At 42.9% G+C, this 25,004-nt stretch carries 23 protein-coding genes; 5 read left to right on the forward strand and 18 right to left on the reverse strand.

What is annotated here, in order from left to right:
- The first annotated feature begins 69 nt into the window (after window positions 1-69).
- A complete protein-coding gene (locus tag NFU46_RS08390; protein WP_251601131.1) occupies window positions 70-2,640 on the forward strand; it encodes a M1 family metallopeptidase in 2,571 nt (856 codons plus the stop codon).
- A 39-nt stretch (window positions 2,641-2,679) separates the two neighbouring features.
- On the opposite strand, the gene NFU46_RS08395 is transcribed toward NFU46_RS08390, so the two are convergent.
- A complete protein-coding gene (locus NFU46_RS08395; RefSeq protein WP_175078692.1) occupies window positions 2,680-3,045 on the reverse strand; it encodes a hypothetical protein in 366 nt (121 codons plus the stop codon).
- 65 nt (window positions 3,046-3,110) lie between these two features.
- Window positions 3,111-3,980 (reverse strand): hypothetical protein, encoded by an 870-nt coding sequence (locus NFU46_RS08400; RefSeq protein WP_251601133.1) that lies wholly within the window; start codon window positions 3,978-3,980, stop codon window positions 3,111-3,113.
- Between the two features lie 230 nt (window positions 3,981-4,210).
- Here NFU46_RS08400 and NFU46_RS08405 point away from each other — a divergent pair, with 230 nt between their 5' ends.
- From NFU46_RS08405 to yjjG, 3 genes are read left to right on the forward strand one after another with little or no spacing between them, the layout of a single operon-like run.
- Window positions 4,211-5,110 carry a phosphoribulokinase gene (locus tag NFU46_RS08405; RefSeq protein WP_054561042.1) on the forward strand — a complete coding sequence of 300 codons (900 nt, stop codon included), beginning with the start codon at window positions 4,211-4,213 and terminating at the stop codon, window positions 5,108-5,110.
- A gap of 49 nt (window positions 5,111-5,159) precedes the next feature.
- Window positions 5,160-5,699, forward strand: a complete 540-nt coding sequence (yjjX, locus tag NFU46_RS08410) for an inosine/xanthosine triphosphatase (RefSeq protein ID WP_054561043.1) — start codon at window positions 5,160-5,162, stop codon at window positions 5,697-5,699.
- A gap of 11 nt (window positions 5,700-5,710) precedes the next feature.
- Window positions 5,711-6,385, forward strand: coding sequence for a pyrimidine 5'-nucleotidase (gene yjjG / locus NFU46_RS08415; protein ID WP_054561044.1), 675 nt, complete (start codon window positions 5,711-5,713; stop codon window positions 6,383-6,385).
- 70 nt (window positions 6,386-6,455) lie between these two features.
- Here the strand turns inward: yjjG and lpxC are convergent, their stop codons facing one another.
- The 16 genes from lpxC to mraZ form a co-directional block, all read right to left on the reverse strand.
- Complete coding sequence (lpxC, locus tag NFU46_RS08420) at window positions 6,456-7,367, reverse strand: UDP-3-O-acyl-N-acetylglucosamine deacetylase (protein ID WP_036971181.1); 912 nt, start codon at window positions 7,365-7,367, stop codon at window positions 6,456-6,458.
- Between the two features lie 104 nt (window positions 7,368-7,471).
- Window positions 7,472-8,722: a cell division protein FtsZ gene (ftsZ, locus tag NFU46_RS08425; protein WP_251601136.1), complete on the reverse strand. Its 1,251-nt coding sequence runs from the start codon at window positions 8,720-8,722 to the stop codon at window positions 7,472-7,474.
- Between the two features lie 21 nt (window positions 8,723-8,743).
- Entirely contained in the window at window positions 8,744-9,976 is a 1,233-nt protein-coding gene (gene ftsA / locus NFU46_RS08430) for a cell division protein FtsA (RefSeq protein ID WP_054552726.1), read from the reverse strand.
- A complete protein-coding gene (locus tag NFU46_RS08435) occupies window positions 9,973-10,752 on the reverse strand; it encodes a cell division protein FtsQ/DivIB (protein ID WP_054561046.1) in 780 nt (259 codons plus the stop codon). The genes ftsA and NFU46_RS08435 overlap by 4 nt, the downstream gene beginning before the upstream one ends.
- Window position 10,753: 1 nt before the next feature.
- A complete protein-coding gene (locus NFU46_RS08440; RefSeq protein ID WP_058585895.1) occupies window positions 10,754-11,674 on the reverse strand; it encodes a D-alanine--D-alanine ligase in 921 nt (306 codons plus the stop codon).
- Entirely contained in the window at window positions 11,671-13,080 is a 1,410-nt protein-coding gene (murC, locus tag NFU46_RS08445; protein WP_181447754.1) for a UDP-N-acetylmuramate--L-alanine ligase, read from the reverse strand. The genes NFU46_RS08440 and murC overlap by 4 nt, the downstream gene beginning before the upstream one ends.
- Before the next feature lie 44 nt (window positions 13,081-13,124).
- Window positions 13,125-14,198 (reverse strand): undecaprenyldiphospho-muramoylpentapeptide beta-N-acetylglucosaminyltransferase, encoded by a 1,074-nt coding sequence (gene murG, locus NFU46_RS08450; RefSeq protein WP_062566491.1) that lies wholly within the window; start codon window positions 14,196-14,198, stop codon window positions 13,125-13,127.
- Entirely contained in the window at window positions 14,195-15,370 is a 1,176-nt protein-coding gene (gene ftsW / locus NFU46_RS08455) for a cell division protein FtsW (protein ID WP_054561050.1), read from the reverse strand. The genes murG and ftsW overlap by 4 nt, the downstream gene beginning before the upstream one ends.
- Window positions 15,367-16,692: a UDP-N-acetylmuramoyl-L-alanine--D-glutamate ligase gene (gene murD, locus NFU46_RS08460; protein ID WP_251601138.1), complete on the reverse strand. Its 1,326-nt coding sequence runs from the start codon at window positions 16,690-16,692 to the stop codon at window positions 15,367-15,369. Before murD ends, ftsW begins: the two co-directional genes overlap by 4 nt.
- A complete protein-coding gene (mraY, locus tag NFU46_RS08465; protein WP_251601140.1) occupies window positions 16,693-17,775 on the reverse strand; it encodes a phospho-N-acetylmuramoyl-pentapeptide-transferase in 1,083 nt (360 codons plus the stop codon).
- Entirely contained in the window at window positions 17,769-19,157 is a 1,389-nt protein-coding gene (gene murF / locus NFU46_RS08470; RefSeq protein WP_251601142.1) for a UDP-N-acetylmuramoyl-tripeptide--D-alanyl-D-alanine ligase, read from the reverse strand. The genes mraY and murF overlap by 7 nt, the downstream gene beginning before the upstream one ends.
- On the reverse strand, window positions 19,154-20,632 hold the full coding sequence (gene murE / locus NFU46_RS08475; protein ID WP_251601144.1) for a UDP-N-acetylmuramoyl-L-alanyl-D-glutamate--2,6-diaminopimelate ligase: 1,479 nt from the start codon (window positions 20,630-20,632) through the stop codon (window positions 19,154-19,156). Before murE ends, murF begins: the two co-directional genes overlap by 4 nt.
- On the reverse strand, window positions 20,625-22,442 hold the full coding sequence (locus NFU46_RS08480) for a penicillin-binding transpeptidase domain-containing protein (protein ID WP_251601146.1): 1,818 nt from the start codon (window positions 22,440-22,442) through the stop codon (window positions 20,625-20,627). Before NFU46_RS08480 ends, murE begins: the two co-directional genes overlap by 8 nt.
- On the reverse strand, window positions 22,439-22,765 hold the full coding sequence (ftsL, locus tag NFU46_RS08485) for a cell division protein FtsL (protein ID WP_251601148.1): 327 nt from the start codon (window positions 22,763-22,765) through the stop codon (window positions 22,439-22,441). Before ftsL ends, NFU46_RS08480 begins: the two co-directional genes overlap by 4 nt.
- A complete protein-coding gene (gene rsmH, locus NFU46_RS08490) occupies window positions 22,765-23,700 on the reverse strand; it encodes a 16S rRNA (cytosine(1402)-N(4))-methyltransferase RsmH (RefSeq protein WP_251601150.1) in 936 nt (311 codons plus the stop codon). The genes ftsL and rsmH overlap by 1 nt, the downstream gene beginning before the upstream one ends.
- 30 nt (window positions 23,701-23,730) lie before the next feature.
- Window positions 23,731-24,189: a division/cell wall cluster transcriptional repressor MraZ gene (mraZ, locus tag NFU46_RS08495; protein WP_054552739.1), complete on the reverse strand. Its 459-nt coding sequence runs from the start codon at window positions 24,187-24,189 to the stop codon at window positions 23,731-23,733.
- Between the two features lie 471 nt (window positions 24,190-24,660).
- On the opposite strand from mraZ, the gene NFU46_RS08500 reads away from it, so the two are divergent.
- Entirely contained in the window at window positions 24,661-25,002 is a 342-nt protein-coding gene (locus NFU46_RS08500; protein WP_251601152.1) for a DUF883 domain-containing protein, read from the forward strand.
- Window positions 25,003-25,004: the final 2 nt, after the last annotated feature.

Genomic DNA, 25,004 nt, shown 5'->3' on the forward strand with positions numbered 1-25,004 from the left:
AACCTGATAGCATGGTGATTCGCCCCTCATAGCAGGTGCCTTTCTAACAACAAAAAATCAGGGATACTTATGTTCTTAAAAAGCCTATTAACGGTGAGTGTTGCACTTGCTGTTAGCTCAGCCCATGCCAATGAATATGTTATCGAAAAGCTTGCCAAGCCTAGCTCACAACAAGTAGAACTTACGCTTGATCCTGCCAAAGACAATTTTTCTGGTCATACCGAAATTGCTTTAGAGGTTCTAAAAGCAACGAATTATATCGAATTAAACGGTATTGATTATGCAGTTAGCATGGCGAAAATTTTAGGTGCAGAAAACTGTGACCTAAGTGCTGAAATGCTAAAAACAGGCAAAGTTAAATTCGCTTGTGAAGAAAAAATTCAGCCAGGTAAATACACTTTAAAAGTTGATTTTACCGCACCTTATAACCGCCAAAGTGTTGGTTTATATAAAACTTTAGATCAAGGCACACCTTATCTTTTCACGCAATTTGAAATGAGCGATGCGCGTCGTGCATTCCCGGTTTTTGACGAGCCAAGTTATAAAATTCCATTTCAGCTAACTATCACAGCGCCAACATCACAAAAAGTGTATGCCAATACACCGGTTTTAAAAACCAAAGTTGATGGCGATATGACAACGCACTTTTTCGACAAAACGCCACCTATTCCTTCGTACTTAGTCGCTATGGCTGTGGGCCCGTTTGAAGAGCTTGAAATTAAAGGCATGCCAATCCCTGGCCGTGTACTGACTCCGCAAGGTAAAATTCACCTTGCTGATTACGCAAAAGAAAATATGCCGCGTGTGTTAAAAGCCCTAGAAGATTATTTTGGCATTCCTTACGTATACAAAAAGCTAGACTCAGTGGCAGTGCCAGAGTTTCCATTTGGCGCAATGGAAAACGCAGGCCTAGTGACTTATCGTGAAGACATTTTACTAGTAGACCTTGCTACAGCAACGCGTAGCAAAAAAGAGCGTAATGTATCAATCATTGCCCATGAGTTAGCGCACCAGTGGTACGGTAACCTAGTGACTATGAAGTGGTGGAATGATTTATGGTTAAACGAAGCATTCGCAAGCTGGATGGCAGCGAAAATCACTGCACAAATCAACCCAGAATTTGAGTCGCACTTAGACTTACCACAAAACCATGTGATGGCACTAGATGCGCGTCTAAGTACTAAACCTATTCGTAAGCCAATCAAAACTGAAGCTGATATCATGGATGGCCTTGGCCTTGCCTACAGTAAAGGGAGTGCGGTTTTATCTATGGTTGAAAACTGGATTGGCGAAGAGGCATTCCAGCAAGGTATTCGTGCTTACTTGAAGAAATTCTCGTATAAAAATGCAGAAGCTGCTGATCTATGGCAAGCACTAGGCGAAGCGTCTAATAAAGATGTGGCAAGTGTTCTTAAATCGTTTATCGAACAGTCATCTTTCCCACTTATTAAAGTAACGCAAGATGGTAAGAAAATTAATATCAGCCAAAGCCGCTTTGTAAATGCTGGCGTTGATGCACCAGCACAACTTTGGAATGTTCCGGTTGCAATTAAGTATGGTGCAGGCGACAAAGTTAAAACCGCAAGTGTGCTGCTGAATAAAGAAACACAGCAACTGACTCTCGACTTTGAACCTGAGTGGATCTACCCAGATCAAGGTGCCATGGGTTATTACCGCTGGGTATTAAATGATGCACAGTTCAATGCTCTATTAGAGAATGCAGCAGATAAGCTAACGGTGCGTGAGCGCTTAGCGCTACTTTCTGCGGTTGATTCATTACTTGACGCGGGTGTTATCTCTGCGGCTCACTTAATGCAAACTTTAGAAGCCTTTGTGAGTGATGCTCACCCATTAGTAGCAAACACAGCATTAGGTTACCTAGCTTCTCAAAAACGTGTATTCGAAGACGACAGCAACCGTGACTTATGGCCTAAGTTTATCCGTAACAGCATTGCACCTGCTGCTAAACAATATGGTTTAACAGCAAAAGCAGGTGAAGATGCAGCGGTATCGCAATTGCGTGCGCAAGTTATTGCCCGTTTAGGTTTTGATGGTCAAGACCAAAAAGTCATTGATACTGCAAAAGCACAAGCGGCACTGTACTTAAACAACCCTGAAAATGTTGACCCATATTTAGCTTCAACTTACTTAAACCTTGCGGCTTACCATGGCGATGCAAAGTTACTTGAAAAGTACAAGCAAACTTTTAAAACCACCAAAGATCCACAAGTGCGTACTAAGATGCTGGCAGCGATGGGTTACTTTGGTAAACCTGAGTTACAAAAAGCGGTTCTAGAGTACAGCTTAACAGATAACGTAACAGCCTCTGATATGCGTACGTTATTAGGTGGTTTAGGCTATGGTAAAGAACGTGAAGCACTGTTTATTGAGTGGATTTACAACAATTACGATGCCATCACTAAGAACTTACCGCCGTTCTTTGTACCAAACTTACCGTTCTTCACGACAGCAAGCTGTGATGCGAAAAGCCTAGAGAAAACCAAAACCTTCTTCAACGATAAAATCACTGAAGTACCAGGTTATGCACGTTCTCTTAGTAAGCTTGAAGAAAGCATTAATGATTGTATTGCACTGAAAAACCGTGAGTTAAGCTCGGTGAATAGCTTCCTTAAGCGCTAATTAAAGCAAATGCAAAAAGGGCCACAATGTGGCCCTTTTTTATTGCGCTAAAATAGCAGTTAACTTAGTTATAAATTGCTCTGCAGCTTCAGGTGAGGTGACTTTAAATGCAATACCATAATGAATGGGTTGTGCACTTTTATGAATGCGAGTTGGAAAACGGGTCATTTCACTACTGTGAAAGTAGTCTTTGATACGCGTAATGCCCTCTATTGACTCAAAATCAGCACTGAATACTTCAAATATAGGTCTAATAACAATTTTAGCCTGGCCACTTTGCTCATGAACATAAAATGCCTCTTTTGAGCTAGCTGGCATAAATTCGTTAATATTTTTAATCTTAAAATTACTGCGGCAGCCCGCTTTAACCAGCTGTACACTCACTTGCTCGGCAGAAAAAGACAAAGGCGTTCCTTACATATAACGTGGATAGTTTAGCCACAGTACAGCAATCAGGCAAAAACCGTTACTCATTTATTACATACAAATGCCAGTTTGCTCTGTTTGTAATTTAACCGTGAGATTGAACCATCACAAAAGCGTCTTAAATCAAGCCACTGTGATACCACTTCAGGCTCTGTAAGGCTGCGCTTATGAACTCGATTATTAACCGCATAAGCCACAGTGTCTTTGTCAATTAAAGCAAAGTCTTGCACCGACTCAGGTAATCTAAATAAATCACTAACTTCCTCAGTTTGCGGCGCAAAGCGTGCAACCCAATGTTGGTTGTTTTTGTTATAACTAAATAAATAACTGTTTGTGTGCTTATCAAAAATTAAAGTACGGCCAATATCACCGGCAATGACACGCGGTTTAGCAGCTGCAACACGAGTGTATTGCAATGTATGCGGCTCACCTAAGATAAACATGATCAGGTCTTCATCAGCGCCCCAAGCGTGGTAGCCAACCGGCTCAATCCATTCAAAAACTCGGCTAGCAACAGATTCTTCTGCTAATGGATACTGCCATAACTTTTGCTTGCCATCTGCTTCGACCACGATTGCCGACAAGGCTTGCTGATTTGGCATCAGCGTAGGCGAGTATTCACTGACAGGCGTGTTGGTGATATTCACGCTGCTCTTAGATGTAAAGTCATAAAACGCAATATCGGTTTGTGACTGGCCATTTTCGTCAACAACCTCATGGGTATAGTAAAGCCCTGTATCAACTAAAAATGGTTGATTATTATAAGCTTTATCATCTGTTACTCGCGACACCTGCATGCCATATGGGGTATCTAAGTCGGCGAGTAATATTTCGCTTTTAGGCATCGCTGCATGTACGTGACTGGTAAAAAACGTCCCTGCTGCGACGAAAAGTAAAGACGAAATCAATTTCATGTTGTTCTCTCGTTTTAATTTTTATCAGCCCATGATAGCGTTAATTAATCCGCCAGTCACTTGACCTTACCATGCTCGACCTTTATAACTAGGACGTGTTCGTTTTTTATCAGTTTCTACTGATTGATTTTATGCACGATAATACCAATCGAGCTAAGTAACTGACCATTTAACACGCTAGAATGGTTAACAATTCAAGCCGACTGGTATCAACAATAACGAGAATAATTATGTCAGCTAAACACCCTATCATCGCTATTACCGGTTCATCTGGGGCGGGGACTACTACAACCACCAATGCGATTAAGCACATTTTTAGAAGCTTAAGCATTGATGCAGCCTTCATCGAAGGCGATAGCTTTCATCGTTATACACGTCCAGAAATGGATAAAAAAGTCCGTGAAGCACAACAAGAAGGCAAGCATATTAGCTACTTTGGCCGAGAAGCTAACGATTTTGGCGCCCTTGAGGAGCTTTTTTATCAATATGGCGAAACCGGGCAAGGTAAAATCAGACGCTACTTACATACTTTCGACGAAGCGGTCCCTTATAACCAATTACCTGGCACCTTTACCCCTTGGCAAGACTTAGAATCAAATACAGATATCTTATTCTATGAAGGTCTACATGGTGGTGCTGTCGATGAGAATCATGATGTTGCTAAGCATGTCGATTTATTGATTGGTATGGTGCCTATTATCAACCTTGAGTGGATCCAAAAGCTCATTCGCGACACCTCTGAACGAGGCCACTCTCGTGAAGCGGTAATGGGCTCTATTGTACGCTCGATGGACGATTACATAAATCATATTACTCCGCAGTTTTCGCGTACTCATATTAACTTCCAGCGAGTGCCAACGGTTGATACCTCAAACCCATTCAGCGCAAAAGATATTCCTTCTTTAGACGAAAGCTTTGTTGTTATTCGCTTTCGTGGCATAGATGACGTCGACTTTCCGTACTATTTGAGCATGATTGAAGGCAGCTTTATGTCTCGTATCAACACCCTTGTGGTACCTGGAGGTAAAATGGGCTTAGCTATGGAGCTTGTGTTAACGCCGTTGATCAAAGATATTATTTTGAAAAAACGCGCCCTTGAAAATTTAGCCCCGGTTGACTTGCCGATTTAACTCACTCGGGTACACTGCTGACTCTGGTGAAAACAATGGAGTCGTCGGCTTGAAACAAACTTTACGTGTTATTGTTGGTTCAAAGAACCCCGTTAAAATTAACGCGGCTAAACATGTCTTTAGTCTTTATTTCCCAAATCATACCATTGAATGCAAAGGTGAAGATGCACCTTCTGGTGTGCCTGATCAGCCGCTAGGCGAAGATGAAACCCGTATCGGCGCTGAAAATCGTGTTAAGTATTGCCAAGATCACTTTGACGCCGACTTTTATGCAGCAATGGAAGGCGGCGCAGAACAATTTAGTTATGGCGCTGCAACCTTTGCCTTTGTAGTGATTGCAAACAAGCAGCAATTTAGCGTTGGTCGCAGTAGCAACCTACCGTTACCGCAACCTTTTTACGATGCTTTGCTAGCTGGTAAAGAACTAGGTGATGTCATGGATGAGGCGTTCAATACCGTTAATATCAAACAACAAGGTGGTGCTATTGGCTTATTAACCAATCACCTTGCCACGCGCGAAAGTACTTATGTACAAGCGCTGACATTGGCCATGGCGCCATTTTCACACCCTACCCTATTCAACCAGTAATTAGGATAACCATGAAGTATAGCCACGTATTATTCGATGCAGATGAAACGCTATTTAGTTTTAATGCATTCGAAGGTTTAAAAGTGATGTTTGCACATTACGGCGTAGAATTTACTGAGTCAGATTATCATCATTACCAAGCAACCAATAAGCCGCTTTGGGTTGCTTATCAAAAGCATGAAATTACCGCCAGTGAGCTACAGATAACTCGCTTTACAGAATGGGCTAATAGACTCGATGTGCCAGCAAAAGAGCTTAACGATGGCTTCTTGGATGCTATGGCATCTATTTGTGTGCCATTACCTGGTGCAGTTGACTTGCTTACAAAGTTAAAACCACACGCCAAGCTAGGCATTATTACCAATGGGTTTGCTAAGTTACAACAAAAACGCCTAGAGCACACCGGTTTACAGGATATGTTCGATTGGCTAGTTATTTCAGAGTTAGTCGGTAAAGCAAAGCCTGCCCCAGAGATTTTTCAACATACATTTCAATTGATGGGGAATCCGCCAAAAGAGCAGATTTTAATGGTAGGTGATACCGCTGCCAGCGATATTTTAGGTGGTCACAATGTGGGTATCGACACGTGTTGGTTACAACACCCGGGAGTTGAGCTACCAGAGGATATTAAACCAACTTATCAAATCAATCAGTTGGTCGAGCTTGAAGCTATTTTAGGCTTATAATTCTTGATAATAGTTTGGCAAAAAAATGACGCTTAAAGCGTCATTTTTTATAACTGTAATATGCTTGCGATTAAGCTGTCGCTACTTCTAGGCCTGGTGCTGGCATAGTCACTGGGGTATCGAATGTTGCCCATTCCCATGCTGACTCAGTCGCCATAATTTTACGAAGTAGTTTATTGTTTAAATCATGGCCTGATTTATAAGCCGTGATTTTACCTAGAATGTTGTGGCCTGTCATAAACATATCACCCACACAGTCTAAGATCTTGTGTTTAACAAACTCATCGCTGTAACGTAAGCCGTTTGGATTTAGTACTTTAAACTCATCCAATACAACTGCGTTATCCATGCTACCACCTAATGCTAGGTTGTTAGCGTGCATATACTCGATATCTTTCATAAAGCCGAAAGTACGTGCGCGGCTGATTTCTTCAGTGAAGCTTTGTGCCGTGATATCTAAACCGATACGTTGGCGGCTTTCATTGATTGCTGGGTGATCAAACGCAATTTCAAAATCGATGTGGAAACCATCATATGGTTCGATCTCAGCCCATTTATCGCCTTCTTCAATACGTACTTTTTCTTTAATACGAATAAAGCGCTTAGCTGCATTTACTTCTTTAATGCCGCCTTTTTGTAACAAATAGATAAATGGTAATGCACTACCATCCATAATTGGTACTTCTGAGCTATCTAATTCAACAATTAGATTATCAATACCCATTGCCGCTACCGCAGCAATAAGGTGCTCAGTCGTTGATAAGCGAACGCCATCTTTGTTCGTCAAACAGGTACACAGTTGCGTATCACCAACGGCTTCTGGTGTTGTTTCAAAATCAACAACCGGATCAAGGTCTACGCGACGAAATACTATCCCAGTATTTGCGCTCGCAGGTCGGAGAGTAATAGTGACCTTCTCACCTTTATGAAGTCCAATTCCTATGGCTTTGACTACTTCTGCAATCGTACGCTGTTTAATCATAGGTTCGCTCACTTATAGTTACAGTTAGACGGAGAATTGTACCATAAATACATTCAGCTGCCAATTTGTTTATTTATCGAACAAAATAGCCAGTAAAAGTCTTTTTAGTCAGCTTGCTTTCTAAGAAAAGCAGGGATATCGAAATAATCTCCCCCTTCTGACTTATCAGATTTTTTGCTGCTCTCAGTGCTGCTTGATGATACTGAGCTGCTCGATGTACTTTGTTGTACTGGCTCTTGCTTTTCAGACGCAGATGACATGCTTACATCATCGCTGCTACCTTGACTTGCAAAGCTTGGTACATACATGCTGCTAGTTGTTTGGTTCATTGAGCTTTGTACATCAGAGCCTGATGCTTTCTTAAAGCCATTATCAACAATACCAAACTGTGGACGACGATCGCCACCTAAACCTGTTGCAACAACCGTTACACGTAACTCGTCGCTCATTTCAGGGTCAATTACCGCACCCACAACCACTGTTGCGTTTTCTGACGCAAGTGCTTTAACGTGGTTACCAACAATTTCAAATTCTTCAATCGCAATATCCATACCAGCAGTGATATTAACTAGGATACCTTTAGCACCTGTTAAATCGACATCTTCAAGTAGTGGGCTTGAGATAGCCGCTTCTGCAGCTTCTTGTGCACGGTCAGGACCAGATGCTGATGCTGTACCCATCATCGCAGTACCCATCGCTGACATAACAGTACGTACGTCGGCGAAATCCACGTTGATTAGACCTGAACGTGTGATTAGCTCTGCAATACCTTGTACCGCACCAAATAACACGTCATTCGCTTTTGCGAAGGCATCTAATAGTGTAGTGCCTTTGCCTAAAACTTTAAGCAATTTATTGTTCGGAATTGTAATAAGTGAGTCTACAGTTTCTGACAATTCATTAATGCCTTGTTCAGCAGCTGCAGCACGCTTTTTACCTTCAAAGTCAAACGGGCGCGTTACAACAGCAACCGTTAAAATGCCTAACTCTTTAGCAATTTTAGCAACCACTGGCGCAGCACCTGTACCAGTACCACCGCCCATACCAGCTGCGATGAACACCATGTCAGCGCCTTCAAGGCTGGCACGGATAGTCTCAGCGTCTTCTTCAGCAGAGTTACGACCCACTTCAGGGTTTGCACCTGCACCTAGACCAGAGGTGATTTGTGTACCTAGCTGTACAGTTACATCTGCTGATGAATTACGTAATGCTTGTGCATCCGTATTCGCAGCAATGAAACGTACGCCTTCAATTTGTTGTTTTACCATGTGCTCAACAGCGTTACCGCCGCCACCGCCCACGCCAATTACTTTAATGACAGCTTCTTCGCTGTGCTGTTCCATCATATCAAACATGTTTACTCTCCGACTTGAGTCTTAAAACTCACCTTGGAACCACTTAGTAATACGGTTCCACCAATTATTATCACCTTCAGCTTTCGACTTTTGTGCATTCATCGATTGCATTGTACGGCCGTATTGTAACAAACCAACCGCGGTCGCGTACGAAGGATCATCTACATAATCTGTCAAACCAACAATCCCGATTGGTTTGCCAATTCTGACTGGCATTTGGAAAATGTCTTCAGCCACTTCCATTGCACCCGTCATTTTTGCTGTTCCGCCAGTAATGACGAGACCTGCAGCAATTTGGTCTTCAAAACCTGAGCGGCGTATTTCTTCCATCGCCAACTCGAATAATTCTCTAAAACGTGGCTCAACAACCTCAGCTAAAGTATGGCGCGACATAATACGCGCAGGTCGGCCACCAACACTCGGTACTTCAATTGTGTCTTCGTTGCTTGCCATTTGGCTACTCGCACACGCATATTGTACTTTGAGTGACTCAGCATGTGATATAGGTGTTCTAAATATTTTTGCAATATCACCAGTCACTTGGTTACCCGCCACTGGAATAACCGCTGAATGACGAAGCGCACCATTAATATAAATGGTGATATCCATGGTGCCTCCACCGATATCTAACACGGCTACACCGAGCTCTTTTTCGTCATCTGTGAGTACTGAATAACATGATGCCAGTGCAGTAAAGATCAACTGATCCACTTCAAGGCCACAACGCTCAACACATTTCTCGATATTCTTTGCCATATCGTTTGAGCAAGTAATGATGTGCGCGCGAGCTTCCATACGCACACCGCTCATGCCAAGTGGGTTTTTAATCCCTTCTTGCATATCGATGCTGTATTCTTGTGGCAATGCATGGAGCATTTTTCGTTCTGCCGAAATAGGCACTGAACGAGCAATGTGAATGACATTTTCAATATCTTCGTCAGTCACTTCCGTGTTGTTAATTGCCACGACACCGCTTTCATTTTGGCACTGGATATGTTTTCCAGAAATACCTAAATAAACAGAGCTAATACGACAATCAGCCATCAACTCAGCTTCATCTATAGCTCGACGAATCGATTCAGAAACAAGGTTAAGGTCGTTAACGCCGCCTTTATCCATACCATGCGATACTTGGCTGCCAACACCCACAATGCTTAGTTTGTTATCTGCGGTGATTTCACCAACGGTGGCCACAACTTTCGATGTGCCAACGTCTAATCCAATCACTAGGTTTCTTTCTGCTGACTTGGTCATGCCTTACTCTTATTTTCTAATTGTTCTTCTTGCACTGGCTTCCAGCTCACTGCAAGACCGGTATCATACCGTAAATCAACAACATCGATTTGTGCATCTGCACGTTGTTCCATGCGCGGATACACGTCAATAAAACGCTGTACACGCTTTGCTTTTTCTTTGCGGCCTAAGTTCAGGCGAATGCCGTTATCAAGCCATAACTGCCACGAAAAGCGCTCAGAAAGCGCTAAACTGGTCAGCTCTAAGTTATTCACTTTGAGCATTTCTTGAAATTGACTAAAAGCAGTCCACGCCTCGATTTCACTGCCTTCTGGGCCATATAGCTGTGGCAAGCTTGTAGGTAATTTATCACTACTTGCTTGGAACACTTCGCCAGCTTGGTTTAACAGTAAGTCACTGTTCCAATGCGCTACAGCTTGATGCTCAACAACGTATACTTGCAAGGTATCTGGCCATTGCTTTCTGACCGATGCCGTTGCCACCCACGGCAAGCCTTGTACTAAGCGTTGCACATGTTTTACGTCTAATTCAAAAAAACTCGATAAGTCGGCTTTTTTTATTGCACCAATAATTGCTTTCTCATCAGTATATTGGGGTTGCCCAAGTACTGATAAGTGCTTTATTTGTGCGTCTTTGTTCTCTACCAACCAATCTGAGACGCCTGTAGTGATTTTTACTAATGCAAAAATCACTACTAGAAAAAAGCTCACACCAAAAATCAACGACCAATTTAGCTGCTGTTTTAATTGTTGTGCTTTTTCTAAAAAAGGATGCATATTAAAGGGTTTGCTCCAAAATGCGAACAACTAATTGCTCAAAGCTTGCACCATTAGCTTTTGCTGCCATTGGTACTAAAGACTTTTCTGTCATGCCTGGTACCGTATTTACTTCTAATAAGTAAAAGTTACCTTGTTGATCACGCATTGCATCAACACGACCCCAACCACTTGCACCCACTAAATCAAACGCTTTTAATGCCATATCTTGCAACAATTCAGTTTCTTGCACAGATATATCTGCAGGGCAATGATACTGAGTTGTATTCGATTGATACTTAGCTTGGTAGTCATAAAAACCATTTGGCGTCGTCATCTCAATGACAGGCTGAACATCTTGCCCTAGTACAGCAACAGTAAATTCACGGCCAGTGATCCATTGCTCAACAAGCACTTGGCTATCAAACTTAAATGCAGCATTAAGCGCAGCATCAAGTTGCTCTGCGCTGTTTGCTTCTGCCATTCCAATGCTTGAACCTTCATGTGACGGTTTTACCATCACTTTACCAAATTCATTAATAATCGCTTGGCTATCAAACTCATGGCGGCTATCAACCACTGTGTAAGGTGCTGTGCTCAGCCCCATTGCTTTAAATAAATGCTTACAACGTACTTTATCCATCGCAAGCGCAGAACCTAAAACATCACTGCCTGTATATGGAATACCCATAAACTCAAGTGCACCTTGAATAGTGCCATCTTCACCACCACGACCATGAAGGGCAATGAATACACGTTCAATGTTTAATTCTTTTAATTGCCATAACGGCTGATCTTTCGGATCAAAAGCAATGGCATCAACGCCAGCACTTTGCAAAGCATTCAATACAGCTTGGCCTGATTTAAGAGATACTTCTCTTTCGGCAGATGTGCCGCCGAAAAGTACCGCTACTTTGCCAAATTTATCACTTAACTGGCTCATACGTTTACCTGCTTTAGTTGTTCAATAGACAACTCGGTTGCTGCTAACTTTTTCACTAACTGGCCTATGTTACCAGCGCCTTGTGTTAAAACTAAATCATTATCTTGCAGTGTATTTGCTAGGACACCGGCAAGCTCAGAGTTACTAGCAACATGTAATGGCTCTTTACCACGCTGGCGTAAACTACGACATAAACTCTTGCTGTCGGCCCCCACGATTGGCTCTTCGCCCGCTGAATACACATCTAGCAGTAATAACTGATCAACATCAGCCAGTACTTTGACAAAGTCTTCGTATAAATCACGGGTTCGACTATAACGATGCGGCTGATAAATCATCACTAAACGTTTATCTGGCCACCCTTCACGAACCGCCGCAATCGTCGCCGCAACTTCTGATGGGTGATGACCATAATCATCAACTAACATGACATTGCCGCGCTCATTTTCAAAGCTTCCGTAATGCTGAAAACGACGGCCTACCCCTTCAAATTTTGTTAACGCTTCTAAAATTGCATGATTAGCGATGTTTTGATCTTTAGCGACCGCAATCGCAGCAGTCGCGTTAAGCGCATTGTGCTTACCCGGCATATTAAGCGTAACTGCTAGGCTTTCACCTTGCTTATTCACAACATTAAATGAACAAGTATTTGCTGTTTGGCTAAAATCAACCATGCGGTAATCAGCTTCTGCCGACTCACCATAGGTAATAACAGGACGCCCAAAACGAGGGATCAGCTCTGCCGCAACCTCAGAGTCAATACACACCACAGCTAAACCATAAAACGGTAAGTTATGAATGAAATCAACATAGGTGTCTTTCATTTTTTCTAAGCTACCGCCGTAAGTATCCATGTGATCTTCTTCAATATTTGTGATCACAGATACCATAGGCTGTAAATGTAAGAATGACGCATCGCTCTCATCAGCTTCTGCAATTAAAAAGTCACTTTTACCAACCTTGGCATTACTCCCAGCGCTGTTTAGCAAGCCACCAATAATAAAGGTTGGATCAAGGCCTGCTTGTGCATAAATGCTCGCGATTAAACTCGTGGTTGTTGTTTTACCATGAGTGCCTGCCACTGCAATACCGTGGCGAAAACGCATTAATTCAGCCAACATTTCTGCGCGGCGAACAATTGGAATACGCGCCGCTTTTGCTGCTTTAATCTCAGGGTTTTGCTCGTTAATCGCACTTGATACCACCACCACGCTGGCATCTTTTACATTGTTCTCATCATGACCAATAAATACTTCTGCACCCACTTTAATTAAGCGCTCAGTCATCGCACTGTGCGCAATGTCTGAACCTGTGATGCGGTAGCCTTCAAAAGCAAGTACTTCGGCAATACCACCCATGCCTGCGCCACCAATACCCACAAAGTGGATAGTGTCGATACGACGCATTGCAGGACGAGTGCTGTTTTCTTTTATCGTGCTTTCTTTCACTACTAATCTCTTCTATCTGCTAGTTGCTCACAGCGTTTTGCAACATTGGCTGTGGCATCTAAAATAGCAAGCTGTTTTGCTTTACTTGCCATTGTTGAAATTTTTTCTGGTGCATTTACGTAAGGCGTTAATAACTCAACAACCGCCGCTTGGTTAAACTCACTTTGCTGCATAATCAACGCAGCTTGCTCAGTCACTAAATACTTTGCATTGGCAGTTTGATGGTCGTCGACAGCATGCGGAAAAGGCACAAATAAGGCCATTCTTCCTGCTGCCGCAATCTCACTCACCGTTAATGCACCAGCACGGCAAATTACCAAATCGGCCCATTGATATGCACTATCCATATCATCAATAAATTCAGCAACTTTACTATTTTCAGTTAATCCTAACTGTTGATAGCTGGCAGTCACATTCGGTTCATTATTTTTACCCGTTTGGTGCCATATATTAAGCGTTGTTAGCGCTGAAAGTTCACTGAATACAGCAGGTAAAGTCTCATTTAGTACCTGTGCACCAAGTGAACCGCCTACCACCAGCACATTAATTGGTGTCGTTGTTTGCTTAGCAGTGACATTAGCGACACTTGCTCTGACTGGGTTACCGACTACTTCACATTGTTCTTTTGCAAAAGCCGATGGAAAAGCTGCCAGCACTTTGTTGGCAAACTTCGCTAGCCAGCGGTTACTCATGCCTGCAACAGCATTTTGCTCATGAATAACCAAAGGAATTCCTAAGCTCTTTGCTGCAATGCCAGTAGGTCCGGTCACATAGCCACCCATAGCAAGAACAACATCAGGCTTTTGAGCTTTTAAAATTTTACGTGCTTGAAAAATCGCATTCATCACCATAAAAGGTGCTTTAATCAGGCGTTTAATTCCATTTCCGCGCACACCTTTTACATTGATAAAATCAATCTCAATGTTGTGCTTAGGTACTACCGTTGCTTCCATTCTATCAGGCGTGCCAATCCAGCTAACTTGCCAGCCTTGCTGTTTTAAAAAGTCAGCCACGGCAATACCTGGAAAAATATGGCCACCGGTACCACCTGCAACAACAAGTAATTTTTTACTCATCGTTTACCTCCACGTGAGGTTGCCTGCTTAGTCGCCATCTTTGTTTCAAAATCTATTCGCAAAAGTACACCTGTTGCTATGGTCATAATTAATAAGCTAGAGCCACCGTACGAAATAAACGGTAGTGTTAAGCCTTTGGTTGGCAAAATACCGGCACTTGCACCAACATTTACCATGGTTTGAAACGCAAACCAGATACCAATAGCAAAGGCAAAATAGCCTTCGTACTCTTTGCCACATTGCAGTGCTTTTTGACCAATTAACAGGGCTCTAAATACAAATACAGCAAGCACAATCAAAATACTAAATACGCCAAAAAAGCCGAGCTCTTCACCAATCACTGCAAAGATAAAGTCATTATGTGCTTCGGGCAGGTATTGTAGTTTTTGTACACTATTACCTAAGCCTTGACCAAACCAACCACCTTGGCTGTACGCCATTAGCGATTGTACTAACTGATAACCTTTACCGAATGGATCTTCCCACGGTTCTAAAAAGCCTGTTACACGAGCCATACGATATGGTTCAGCGATAATTAGCACTACCACTGCAGCAATACCCGTTAAGATAAGGCCAAAAAACTGCCATAACTTAGCACCCGCTAAAAATAACAAACCAACTGTCGTCACAAACAATACAACCACTGTACCTAAGTCTGGCTGCATCAAAATCAAAAACGCATACACACCAAATACAGCTAATGGCTTAAAGAAACCTTTTAAGTTCTCTTGTACTTCTTCACGTTTACGCACTAAGTAACCAGCAATGTAGCTAAAGAAATACAGCTTGGCGGCTTCAGCGACCTGAAAGCCCACTGGGCCAATAGGTATCCAACGCTTTGCACCGTTCACTTCACGGCCAACAATCAGCACCAAAACCAGCAAACCTAAACCCAGCAACAATAAATAGGCGTTACTGCGCTTCCACCAATCCATAGGCACGTTAGTGGCAATCCAAAATAAGAAAAAGCCCATAATTAAGAACATGCCATGGCGAATGATAATGTGATACGGATTATCAAATAATCGCTCTGCTGTTGGCATAGAGGCACTGGTTACCATCACAAAGCCAACGCCAATCAACATCAACATGCAATACAATAACGGCACATCATAAAGTTGCGGCGATTGTTTTGGTGTTAATGCTTCACGGATGTCAGCAAATGCAATCATACTGCCTCCGCCAATACACACTGCGCAAAGTCATCACCACGTTGCATATAATTGTTATACATATCAATGCTGGCGCATGCAGGTGCTAATAAAACGATATCGCCACTGCTGCTTAACTGTTTTGCTAGTTGCACAGCTTCATGCATGTTGGTGGTTAGGTGACCTTTTTCAGTCAGAGCCACTAACGCTTTAGCATCTTTACCAAAACAAACAAGCGCTTTTACTTTGTTGTTTAAGTATGGCTTTAAGGCATCTAAATCAGCCCCTTTTGCATCACCACCGGCAATCACAACTAATTGCTTTGCTTGACCTGCTAAGCTTTCAATCGCAGCGATAGTTGCACCTACATTGGTCGCTTTTGAATCGTTAAAGTATTTTACTTCATTAATTTCAGCAACAAACTGACAACGGTGTGCAAGCCCAGTAAAAGCACTAAACGCTTGCTGGTAATGCTCTTTAGCAATATCAAACGGGCTCAGCAATGCCATCACCGCTAAGGCGTTTTGTTGATTGTGTGAACCAACAACATTTAAGCAGCTTGCTGGTAACACCGGCTTACCGTGTGCTGCAAAGTATTGCTCACCTTGATGTTTAACCAAGGCAAAATCTGCATTAGCGAGCGCAAAGCTCACTTGGGGCTGCTTTGCAGTATGCGTTGCCACATCAATGGCATTAACTACCGCAAGCTCAGAGCCGTTATAAATACTTTGCTTAGAGTCAATGTATGCTTGGTAGCTTGGATAACGATCGAGGTGATCTTCACTCACATTCAATACACAGGCGCTTTTAGCTTTTAAGCTATATGTTGTATCAAGCTGAAAGCTCGACAGTTCAAGTACATACACATCATAGTCTTGCGATAGTAAATCAAGTACCGCAGTACCAATGTTGCCACCGAGGCCAACTTTATAACCAGCCGCTTTAAGTACTTCAAACGCCAATGTAACTACTGTCGACTTACCATTTGAACCTGTCACCGCAACAATTGGTTTATCGGTTAATCGGGCAAAAAGCTCAACGTCACCAATCACTTCAACACCAGCATCAATCGCTTTTGCTACTGCAGGTGTCGCGAGGCTTAGACCTGGGCTGATGATAATAATGTCATTGCTGGCTAAGTCTGCCTGCTCTAAATCACCAAAGTGAGTCGTTAACTCACTGGCATGCTCATTTAGCCAATCAGCACCCGGCGGCGCTGTGCGGCTATCAACAACAATTGGCTTAATATTCTGAGATAATAAAAAACGCACAATGCCCAGACCGGTTACACCGAGTCCGAGCACTGAAATTTGTTTGTTTTTAATCTCGTTAATAACTGTCATTTACCTGATCTTTAATGTCGCAAGGCCAGCAAGTACTAGCACGATTGAAATAATCCAAAAGCGCACAATTACGCGCGGCTCAGGCCAACCCTTTAATTCATAATGATGGTGAATAGGCGCCATTCTAAAAATACGTTGACCACGTAATTTGTAAGAGCCCACTTGTAAAATCACCGACAATGCTTCCATTACGAACACACCACCCATGATGATAAGTACCAGTTCTTGGCGAACCAGCACCGCAATAATACCCAAAGCACCACCGAGTGCTAATGAGCCTACATCACCCATAAATACCTGTGCTGGGTAGGTGTTAAACCATAAGAAACCAAGTCCAGCTCCCACAATTGCTGTACACACAACCACAAGCTCACTGGCGAGTGGCAAATGCGGAATATGTAGGTAGCTTGAGAAATTAACGTTACCTGTTAAATAAGCAATAATAGCAAGTGCTGCCGCCACTAAAATGGTTGGCACAATCGCTAAACCATCAAGGCCATCTGTTAGGTTTACCGCGTTCGAGGTACCTACAATTACAAAGTAAGTCATCACAATATAAAACAACCCTAGCTGTGGTAACACGTCTTTGAAAAACGGCACAACTAATGAGGTTTCGCTGCCTTGCTGCGAGGTAAAATAAAGCGCACTGGCAACCACTAACGCAATTGCTGATTGCCAAAAGTATTTCCACTTCGCAATTAAGCCTTTAGGGTCTTTGCGGATCACTTTACGGTAGTCATCAATAAAACCAACTACACCTAACGAGCCCACAACAAATAAGGTTGCCCAAACATATTTATTTGAAAGGTCTGCCCACAGTAATGTGCTGGTAAAAATCGCTCCTAAAATCAAAATACCGCCCATAGTTGGCGTGCCTTTTTTAGATAGGTGTGACTCTGGACCATCGTGACGAACCACCTGACCAATCTGCATTTTTTGTAATGCACGAATTAGCTTAGGGCCAAAATAAAGTGAAATAAGTAGTGCTGTTAAAATACCTAAAATCGCGCGCAGCGTTAGGTAAGAAAAAACATTAAAACCACTGTAATACTGTGTTAAATACTCGGCCAGCCAAACTAACATGACGATACTCCATTGTTGCCATTTTGCTGGCTATTTACTAAATCTGTGACCACAAGCTCCATACGAGAACTGCGCGAACCTTTTACAACAACTGTGGTTTTTTGCGTCGATTGAGCAAGTTCACTTTGTAATTGTTGTAATAATTGTTCACGGCTTGAGAAGTGGCGGTTTGGCTTTTCAAATACATCGCTGGCTGATTTACTTAGTACGCCTAAGCTATAAAGTTCATCAATGCCTTTTTGCTGTGCATATTCACCGACTTGTTGATGATAAAAACGCGCTTCTTCACCAAGTTCGCCCATATCACCTAACGCAAAAATACGACGCCCCGGCATATCACTTAATAAATCAATTGCCGCTTTAACGGATTGCACATTCGCGTTGTAGGTATCATCAATAACCGTCAATGTGTCTGACACTTTAAGGACGTTTACACGACCTTTAACTTCACCCATGGTTGCCAGCGCCGATGCAACACTTTCGAGGCTTACACCGAGCTCAGTGGTTAACGCGGTGGCTATTAATGCATTTGCAATATTATGTTTGCCCGGTAGTGCCAGTGTGACAGGTACTTTTTTATCTTTATTACAAAGCACAAAAGAAGCACGGGCTTGCTCATCAAGCACCACATCTTCTGCCCAATAATCTAATTGTTGGTTAGTAGAAAAACGTTTTACGTTGCGATCAGTTAATTTATCAAGCCAAAAATCGGCATAATCACTGTCGCAATTGACTACGGCAACACCATTAGGCTTTAAGCCGTCATAGATTTCGCCTTTGGCCGTTGCTACACCTTGTAGTGAGCCAAAGCCTTCTAAGTGAGAAGCTGCAACATTACATACCACAGCAACATCAGGTTTCGTCATTGCTACTGTGTATGCAATTTCACCAATGTGGTTTGCACCTAACTCAATCACCGCATATTGGTGTTGTGGTTCTAGGCGTAATAACGTCAGTGGTACACCAATGTCATTATTAAAGTTGCCTTTTGTTGCCAGTACTTCACCATGACCAGATAAAATCGCCGCACACATTTCTTTAACGGTCGTTTTACCCACGCTACCTGTGATAGCAATTGTTTTTGGTGCAACCTGTGCCATCACAGCTGCGCCAATTTGGCCAAGCGCAATACGTGTGTCACTGACCACAAACTGCACAATATCGACGTTAACAGGACGCGCTACGATGGCAGCTATCGCGCCTTTTTCTTTAGCTTGTGCAACAAATTTATGACCATCAAAATTAGGCCCTTGTAGCGCTAAAAACACTTCACCGTCGCACAAAGTACGGGTGTCAGTGTTAATATTTTTTACCGTTTGATTACCACCTTGGTAATCGGTTGCTAGAACTTTAGCTAGCCAATCAAAATCCATAGGGATCATAACTGCGCCCCTTGCGATTTTTCTTTTAATTGTTGTTGTACATATTGACGATCGCAGAAGTCGATTCGTTGGTCGCCAATAATTTGATAGTCTTCGTGGCCTTTGCCCGCAATTAGAATGACATCATCAGCACCTGCTTGCGCAATGGCATAACTAATAGCCTGCGCGCGGTCTGCTTCACAATGTGCGCGTTCAGGCTGCTCAAGCCCTGCAATCACATCAGCAATAATTGCGTCTGGGTCTTCACTTCTTGGGTTATCACTGGTGACAATAATACGGTCTGCATTAGCTTCAGCAGCTTTTGCCATCATCGGACGTTTGCCTTTATCACGGTCACCACCACAGCCAAACACACAGCTGACGCCACCTGGAACATGCTTTTGCAATGCTTGTAATGCTAGTGCTAACGCATCAGGAGTATGGGCATAGTCAACAATACAAGTCGGTTGACCTGGCGCACTAAATGCCTGCATGCGCCCAGCAACAGGCTGCAATGATTTACACCCTTCAACGAGTAAATCAAGTGGGTAACCCATACCTAATAAAGTAGCCATTGCAGCGGCTAAATTATATAAGTTGAACTCGCCAAACAGGGTGCAATTAACTTCAGCCTGTCCCCAACTGGTATCGAACTTCGCCGATATACCGGCATTATCATATGTTACATCGCTGAAATAAACAAAACGCGCATTTTTAGGCGTTAGGTTTTTATGGCCGTAACAAATTAGGTTATTGAAGTCGTATTTTTCTAACCATGCTTCAACTTGCGCATCATCTTGATTAAGCACCACAAGCTCAGGCATATGGTCACGCATTAACATCAACTTCGCATCACCATAGGCATCCATCGTGCCATGATAATCTAAGTGGTCACGCGAAAGGTTAGTAAACACAGCGGCTTTAAATTTACACTGATCAACACGTTGCTGAACTAAGCCATGAGATGAGACTTCCATAGCCACAACATCATGCTGTTCTGTTACAAGTTCTGATAAAATACGCTGTAAATCAACGCTCGATGGTGTGGTGTTTGCAAGCTCAGTCAGGTTATCAGGGTGCCCATAACCGAGCGTACCAATCACAGCCGCACGTTTATGACAGTGCTGTGCTAAATGCGCGATCATCGCTGTGGTCGTTGACTTGCCATTGGTGCCTGTCACACCCACTAAATCCAACTGCTTTGATGGTTGCTGGTAAAAAGCAGCTGCAAGTGCAGGCAGCTTTTTCGCTAAATCGGTAACTAAATAAAGTGGTTCAAACTCACTTTCGAACTCACATAAACGGTCAGCAATAACTGCCACCGCACCATTTTCAATGGCTTTTTCAATAAACTGTCCGCCATCAAGCTGATGACCTTTTATGGCGACAAACACATCGCCAGCTTTTACATCTCGGCTATCAAGACGTAGTTGATTGACCACTAAACTATTGGCCTCAACATCAATATGATTAAGAATCGGTTTTAAATCACGCATCGTTATCTTTGCCTTCTACGTACGCAACCGCATCTTTGTCCGGTGCGACGTTTAGAATTCTTAAGGCATTGGAGACAATCTCTGCAAATGCAGGACCTGCCGTCGCACCGCCGTAATAAACATCTCCACCCGGTTCATTAATCAATACAACTACCGCCAAGCGTGGGTTGCTTGCAGGTGCGATACCAGCAAAATAACCAACGTATTCGTCACCGTAACCACCTACCGCGGCTTTTTTAGAGGTACCTGTTTTACCTGCAGCACGATAACCATCAACGTGAACTTTTTGTGCAGTTCCACCTTTCTCAAACACGCTTTCCATCATATGGACAACAGCTTCAACATCTTTTTGTTGAAAAACGCGTTCGCCTTCAGGTACCGACTCTTGCTTCAGCACAGTTAATGGGCGCATAACACCGCCAGAACCTAACATGGCATAAAATCGCGCCATTTGTGCGGTGCTAACAGCGAGATTATAGCCAAATGATAGTGCAGCAATTTCATGATCTGACCAGCGGCGATTTGGGTAAAATAAACCACTGCTTTCACCAACCATGCCCGTGCCACTATCACTACCAAAACCAACTTTTTCATAAAGACTTACAAAATAGTCTTTTGGTAGCTCTTGGCTCACTTTTGTAACACCCATATTACTGGAATACTTTAAGATCTCTCTTAACGTCATCTCACCATGGTTACGAGTATCTTGCACAAGGCTTCCCCCTACTCGCATCCAGCCTGGGTATGTATCAACAATTGAATCCGGTTGAATTGTGCCGTAGTCTAAACCAGCTAAAATGGCTAGCGGCTTAACAGTTGAGCCAGGCTCAAATAAATCAGTAATTGCACGGTTACGACGCTTATGTGGTGCGGCATCATTAAGGTTGTTTGGGTTAAACGATGGGCTATTTACCATCGCTAACACTTCACCGGTTTTAACATCCACAACCATGGCTGAACCTGAGGTCGCTTTGTACGATAACACTGCTGATTTCACTGCTTTATAAGCAATTGCTTGAATACGTTGGTCGATACTTAAATGAATACTCTCAGGCTCTACACGTTCTCTTTCATCAAGTACTTCTACTTCACGACCTTGAGCATCTTTACGGATAGTACGTTGCCCTTCAACACCGGTTAACGATTTCTCATATAGCTTTTCAATGCCTTCAATACCATGACCATCAATGTTAGTGAAGCCAATAACATGAGCCGTCACTTCACCAGCAGGGTAATAACGTTTTGATTCATCGAGCAAATGGATGCCTGGTAAGCGAAGATCACCAATGTAGTTAGCTACAGCTGGAGTAACCTGACGTTTTAAATAAACAAACCGACGCTTTGGGTTGTCACGAAGGCGAGAGTTAATTTTACTAGGGTCGATACGCAGTACATCCGCAAGCTCACGCCAACGAATATCGTTATTGTAGTAAGTGGCAATACGTTTATTTAATTCAGCGGTGTTTTCAGCAAGCGCTTGTTGATCCTCGCCGTTTTTGCGGGCCTGACGTAGTACCTTGCTGATCAGTGATTTATGTAGCGCTTTAGGATCGGCATACACACTCACCACAGGCACACTGACTGCCAACTCTTTACCATTGCGATCGAAGATCATGCCACGCTGTACATGTTGTTTTTCAACTCGCACAGTACGTTTGTCACTTTCTGAGCGCGCTTTGTCTGGCTCAATCACTTGTAAAAATGCGGCTCGCGCAACCAGCGACATGAATACTAAGAACACCACCGAGCACACCAGCGAAAAACGCCATGTGATTAAGGTATTCGTTGGCTTTTTCCCTCTGCTTCTCATTGCAGTACCACCACCTGTTCATCTTTACTAGTTGGCCGTTTCATTTCTAATTGCATGGTTGCCACTTCTTCAATGCGCGCATGCTGAGAATAAAACTCTTCTTCTACAAGCAAGTAACGCCACTCAAGATCGAGTTCATCACGCTCTTGCAATAATTTATCTTGTTTTATCAATTGTTGACGCGCTAGATGCGTCACTTGAACCACACTCAAGCTTGAAGCCAGAATCACAACCAACAAGGCCAAGGTCAGCTTATTAGCTCCTAGGCCTTTAAAAATCTCTACAAATAAATTAGGTTGGCGATGTGTCGCTTTGGCTTTCATTACAACCTCTGAGCAACCCTTAACACCGAACTACGTGAACGCGGATTTGCTTCTACTTCCGCCTTACTCGGCTTAATGGCTTTACCCACTGCCTTTAACGTCAGGTTTTTATTTATTTGTGCGTCAGTCAAAGGCAGACCTCTGGGTATCGCCTCTCCCTTACTCTGTTTTTTAATAAACTGCTTAACAATGCGATCTTCTAACGAGTGAAACGAAATAACGACTAAACGTCCACCTGGTTTTAAAACCTCAACAGCGGCTTGCAGTGCAGTTTGAATTTCTTCAAGCTCACTATTGATATAAATACGGATCGCTTGAAATGTGCGTGTAGCTGGGTGTTTGTGTTTATCCTTCACTGGCACCGCTTCATCGACTAACTCAGCAAGCTGCTTTGTGCTTGTGATTTCAGTGTGCTCACGTGTTTCAATGATTTTATGAGCTATACGACGACCAAACTTTTCTTCGCCGTAGGTTTTAATCACATGAGTAATATCTTCAAGTTCAGCTTCAGCAAGCCATTGTGCAGCGCTGCGACCACTGGTTGGGTCCATGCGCATATCAAGCGGACCATCTTTCATAAAACTAAAACCACGCTCAGCATCATCAAGCTGTGGTGAAGAAACACCGATGTCTAACAAAATACCGTCAACTTTACCGATTAAATCATTATCTTCAGCAACTGTTTTAAGATTTGAAAAACGGGTGTGGGCAATTGAAAAACGTGCATCATCTGCGAATTTCTCGGCAGCTTTAATAGCTTGTGGATCTTGGTCAATTGCTTGTAAGCGACCTTCCTCACCTAAACGCGCAAGAATTTGCCCAGAGTGCCCACCGCGACCAAATGTGCCATCCATGTAAATGCCTTCGGGTTTAATATCCAAAGCATCTATGGTTTCGTCCATCAGTACAGAGACATGTTCAAATTGCGCTGTCATTAGCTAGTTTTTGCCTTTTTATTATTGTGGTTAGAGTGAGAAGTTATCGAACTCAGGATTCGCCTCAAAATCACCTAGGCGTTCAATTTCAGTATCTTGGCGCATTTGTTCATGCCAACGATCTTCATCCCAAATTTCAAACTTGTTCATCAAGCCAACCAACATGATTTTTTTTCCAAGTTCTGCATGTGCGCGTAACGACGGTGCCAGCAAAATTCGGCCATTTTTATCTAGTTGATATTCTGTAGCGTTACCGAGCAACATACGTTGCATGCGGCGAGCGCGTGGATTCATGTTCGAAATCTTTAATAATCGTTCTTCGATTTCGAGCCATTCAGCTAACGGATATAACCACAAACAAGGTTCGTTTAAGGCCACAGTGCAGATAACCGTTCCCTGATCTTCAGACAAGATCGCATCTCGGTACTTAGTCGGTACCGCAAAGCGTCCTTTATCATCCAAACTCAGAGAGCTCGCACCCCGAAACATAGCTTGCCTTAAAAAATTGGTATTAAATGTTAATGATTATTTCTGATCCAGTTTGATCCACTAAAAACCACTTTTTACCACAGTGCTCCAGTTTAGGGCTTGACAAGCCATTTTGTCAAGTAAGCAGATCATCATAACAGCCTTGTGAAGCCAGAAAAAATAAGGCCTCAAGCAAACCCTATGAATTACGTGGGAAAAAGTGGAAAACATCGAAAAAAATATTTTTTTTAATTTTATTGGCAAACTATTGGGGAAAAATGGTTAATGAATAACCAATGAATAATTACAAATATGTCGTACATCTTTCTTATAATGTAATTTTTACTCAATCACCCTGCAAGAGTTACGGGAAACCTCTAATTATCGCCATTTAAATATATCTAACACATTGAAATTTAATGATTTCACCATTTGGTATGAAGGTTGCGATAGGTTAGCTACCAATTAAATGGCAATTTTTAAGGAATGATTATGACTACCGCAACTTCAAAATCGAACTCAAGCACAGCAACTAACGGCAGTGCAAACTCGAACGCGGCTCAAGTAGAGGCGCCATTCACAGAAAAAGCGACTGAAGCAGCTCATCACGCTGTTGATGCACTATCAACTCGTGCAGCAAGTGCTGAACATAGTGTTCGTCAAGGCGCATCTAGCTCTGCTCAAACGCTTTCTGAAAAGCAAGCTGTAGCACGCGCTAAAATTAATGAGTACAGTGGTAAAACACGTAAGCTTGCATCAGAAAACCCACTTGCAACAGCAGGTATTGCCTTTGCTGCAGGCATGTTAGTAACTGCTCTTATTCGTCGTAAGTAATT

The organism is Pseudoalteromonas sp. NCCP-2140 (assembly GCF_023708065.1).
In the GTDB taxonomy this organism is placed as follows: Bacteria; Pseudomonadota; Gammaproteobacteria; order Enterobacterales; family Alteromonadaceae; genus Pseudoalteromonas.